Annotated in this window: 4 protein-coding genes; all 4 read right to left on the bottom strand. The window is 72.1% G+C overall.

From position 1 onward, the window contains the following. Positions 1–51: 51 nt before the first annotated feature. Entirely contained in the window at positions 52–1920 is a 1869-nt protein-coding gene (locus AB0H32_RS47095) for a M1 family aminopeptidase (RefSeq protein WP_361135522.1), read from the bottom strand. Positions 1921–2178: 258 nt separating this feature from the next. Next, a complete protein-coding gene (locus tag AB0H32_RS47090; RefSeq protein WP_361135519.1) occupies positions 2179–2835 on the bottom strand; it encodes a 1,4-alpha-glucan branching protein in 657 nt (218 codons plus the stop codon). A gap of 64 nt (positions 2836–2899) precedes the next feature. After that, the gene (locus AB0H32_RS47085) at positions 2900–3562 is read right to left on the bottom strand and encodes a spherulation-specific family 4 protein (protein WP_361135516.1); all 663 of its coding nucleotides are present in this window, start codon (positions 3560–3562) and stop codon (positions 2900–2902) included. Continuing rightward, positions 3559–4132: NAD(P)-dependent oxidoreductase (locus tag AB0H32_RS47080; RefSeq protein ID WP_361135513.1), on the bottom strand; the 574-nt coding region annotated here is incomplete at its 5' end. The genes AB0H32_RS47085 and AB0H32_RS47080, both read right to left, overlap by 4 nt.

Here is a 4132-nt window from a genome sequence, read left to right as displayed (position 1 = left end):
GCCGCGCCGCGCCCCCCGCCGCCCCCCCCCCCCCCCCCCGGCCGGTACCGATCAGCCGTCGATGCGGTGCTGGGTCCAGAAGGAGGTCAGGTCCGTGCTGGTGGCGGCCTGGGCGGCCGCCTTGAACTCGGCCGTGGTCGACACGCCGTACCAGTGGGCGGTCGCGTAGTCCTTCAGCAGCTTGGCCATGGCGGTGTCGCCGAGGACACGCCGCAGGTCGTGCAGGGCGCACTTGCCGTAGTCGTACACCACGGTGGAGTAGCGGGAGGAGTGCGCGTCCCAGTAGGCCATCGAGTTGGTGATCTTCTCGGCGCTGGAGGCCCAGGAGACACTGCTCCAGCAGTTGCTGCCGGCCTTGCCGAGGGCCAGGTCGGTGGCGTAGTCGGTGAACGCCTCGTCCAGCCAGGGGCTGGCGTATTCGTCGTCGCCGACGATGCCGTACCACCACTGGTGGCCGATCTCATGGGTGAGCGCGGTGGTGCTGACCAGATCGAGGACGAAGCCGGGGTACTCCATGCCGCCGAACCAGTAGTTGTTGTCGATGACGGCGTCCAGCTCGCCGTACGGGTAGGCGCCGAAGCGCGCCGCGTGGGCGTCCACGGCGGTCTTGGCGGTGCTGAGCATCGACTGGGCGCTGGAGGAGCTGATGCCCGAGACGGAGTAGATGTTCACCGGGACACCGCCGGGCGAGGTGCCGGAGATCTTGGTGAACGGGCCCGCGGCCCAGGCGAAGTCCCGGACCTTGGCGGCGGTGGCGGTGGTGACCGTGCGGCCGCTGGAGCCGGGGGTGTCGGTGGAGGTGCCGGTGGCCGGGACCAGCAGGGTGCTGGGATGGTCGAGGGTCACCTTGAAGTCGGCGGCCAGGGAGTAGAACGACTCGCCGTTGTTGGTGTACGGGTCCAGATGCCAGCCGGCCGCGTCACGCACGGCCAGGACGGGCAGGGCGTTGCCGATGAAGCTGAAGGCACCGTCGTGGCCGAACCGGTCGGCACCGCTGGGTACGGTGATGCCCAGGTCGAATCCGACGGTGGCGGTCTGGCCCTGGTTCAGCGGCGTCGGCAGGGTGATCTTCAGGGCGGTGCAGTCCACCGAGAGGTCGCCCGCGGTGCCGCCGGTGACGTTGGTGACCTTGACGGGCATCGCCGAGCAGGTGCCGTGGTAGTTGTCCCACAGCCTCAGGTACACCTCGCCGAGGGCGGTGGCGGAGGCGTTGGTGAAGGACACGCTCTCGTGCCCGTTCCACACCGTCCCGCTCGTGTCGCTGCTGAGGCTGACGGTGTACGAGGGTGCGGACGGGGTCCGCGTGGAGTCCGCCGGGGGCGGGGTGGTGCCACCGGAGGTGTCGAGGGCGACGTCGTCCAGGACGAAGCTCGTCTGGAGGCTGGAGTCCTCGGTTCCGGTGAAGGACAGGTTCACGGTCTGGCCCGCGAACGACGACACGTCGAACGACTTCTGCACGTAGCCGGTGTTCTTGTCGAGGTTCGAGTAGGTCGCCAGCGTGGTGCTGCCGATCTTGGCCGTGAGCTTGTCGTAGGCGGTGGACGAGGTCCGCTCGGCGGTGTCGATGTGCAGCCAGAAGCTGAGGGTTGCGCTGGTGCACCCGCTCGGGACGGTGACGCTCTGGGTGAGGGTGTCGGTGTGCGTGCTGCCGACACCGTCCAGCCAGGCGTAGGAGGAGCCGCCGTGGGCACTCTGGCCGCTGCGGCTGGTGATCACGCTCGCCGCGGACGCGGTCCAGGGCGAGGTGCCGCTTTCGAAGCCGCCGTTGGTGACGGCTTGGGCCGGGGTGCAGTCGGCGGCCACGGCGTGCTTGTCCCTGGCCTGCTGTGCTGCGGCGGGGGTGACGGGGAGGGAGAGGGCGGCCAGTGCGGCGATGGTGAGGAAGCCGGCGCCGAGCGCCTTGTGGGGGGTGGATCTCACACACTGCTCCTTTGCGGCGGCCGGGATTCCGGCCTGCTCGATGGCCGTCCGTCGGCGGGGTGCGCCGGGGGCGGCCTCGGACTGGGTTGTGCGATCGCTGTGCGGAGAGGTGCGCCGCGCCCCCATGGGGTCGGGGCGAGGACTGCCGAAAGAGTGACAGATTTGACCGGACCATGCCAGAAGTGGGGAGGGAAGTGGGTGGCCGTGCTCCGGCATGCCGGCCTCCCCGGCATGCCGTTCTCCCCCGTGCGCGGTGGATCAGTCGCGGTTCAGGACCATGAAGACCGCCCGGAGCCGGGTCTCGCCCGGTCCCCGCCAACTGCTCGCGACATGGCCGAGGACGCCCTCGGACGGCAGCGGCGGATTCTCGGCAACGGGCTTCAGGACACGGTGCAGACGCAGGGTCGTGCCGTGCGGTGCGGGCAGCAGGGTGCCCCGCTCGTCGTCCGTGGGCCTGGGCGTGACCCCCTCCAGGACAAGTGCCTCCCCCGTGTAGGAGCGGGTCACCTCCTGGTCGGGTGCGTCGCTGACGCTCTGCGCCATCGCCTGTGCCCTGCCCTCGATCAGGGAGAGCAGTTCGCCTACGAGCACCGGGTCGTGAAAGCCGTCGTAGGCCCAGCGTTTGCCGAGCACGCCGTGCTCCATGGTGCCGATCAGCGCGTGCTCCGCCCCGTCCAGCGGCGCGCCGCGGTACGTGAGCGGAACCAGGTAGGCGGTCGGCTCGGCGGTGGAGGTGTCGGTGGCCACCATGAACTCGATCCCGACCTCGCCCTCGGGGTCGTCCAGCCGGAAGCCGCCGGACTTCTCCAGCACGGCGGCATCCGTGCCGCCGCGGTACCACGGGCGGGTGGGCAGCCAGGTGGTGAGGAGTTCGAGCTTGGTCGGCCTGAGGGTGGTGTGGTGGATGACGGCCATGCCGGCGGTTCCCCTCCGTCGTGCTGGTGCTGACCCTCCCAGCCTTCCACACCGTTTGCGCCGGTCATGGGTCCGCCGCGGTCAGTGCGGGGGTCAACTCGGACCAGGGGTTGGGCGGTTCGCCCGTCACCGGTCCGCAGATCGCCGCGCCGCGTTCGTGCGCGGTGCGCACCGCGAGCGGGACGAGGGCCTCGGGCACGCCGTAGACGAGGTGGCAGAACCGCTCGGGCGGGTGCCGTGTCGCCCAGGCCGGCCGGGCGAACACCGAGACGTACGTCGACCAGTGGCCCTCGAAGGTGACGACCAGGTCGGCCAGGCGGAGATAGCCGGGCGTCGGGTACACGCCCGGGTTGAGGACGACGGTGTCCGCGCCGAGCCGCCGCACGTCCCGGACCAGGCGCCGGCAGGCCGGCAGGCCCTGCCCGGTGGCGGTGACGCGGTCGAGGAAGCAGCCGTCGGCCGCGTACCACTCCTGGTGCCGGCGCATGTCCTCGACGGCCAGGGCCGGGTCGCGGACGCCGTAGTCGGTGTCGATGTAGCCGAGCAGGCGGGCGCCCGCCGCCCGCAGTGCGCGCGCAGCCGCCGTGAAGGCCGGATCGGGGGCCGTGCCGGGGCCGTTGGCGGGGTTGAGGACGACCGCGTGGGTGCGGGCGGCCGCGGTGATCAGCCGGTGCCAGGCGCCGGGGTCCTCGGCCGGGTGCACATACAGCGGTACCAGCAGGCTCATGGCGCACGCCCGCTCCCCGCCGTGGCCGCCCACAGTGCGTCGAGGGCGTCGCCCAGGCCGTGGACGGGCCGCCAGCCGAGGGCACGGCCGGCGGCCGTGATGTCGGAGCACTGCCAGGACACCCGGGCCGAGCGGGCCGAGCCGCCCGTGTTCTCCTCCAGCCTCCCCCGGAAACCGGCACGCCGGGCCAGTCCCTGCACCAACTCCCGTACCGGTACGGCCCGTCCGCCGCCGATGTTGAGAATGGGCGGCAGCGGGCCCTCGGTCGTCACCGCGAGGGCGACTGCCCCGGCGAGATCGCGTACGTTCACGAAGTCGCGGTGCGCGGACAGGTCGCCGAGGCGCAGGACCGCCCGCGGATCCCGTCCGGCGGCGCACAGCTGCGCCGCCATCCGGCCGGGCAGGCTCGCGACGGGTGCGCCGGGGCCCACCGGGTTGCCGACCCGGAGCACGACCCCGTCCAGGGCGGCGGAGGTCACCGCGACCGTGCCCGCGAGCTTGGTCACGCCGTAGAGGGTGACCGGGCAGGTGTCCGCCGTCTCGGTCACCGGGACGTCCGGGACGCCGGGC

The sequence above is a fragment of the Streptomyces sp. NPDC020362 genome, assembly GCF_040642095.1.
Classification (GTDB): domain Bacteria; phylum Actinomycetota; class Actinomycetes; order Streptomycetales; family Streptomycetaceae; genus Streptomyces.
The sequence above is the reverse complement of the archived record's forward strand: the minus strand, read 5'-3'. Positions and strand labels throughout refer to the sequence as shown.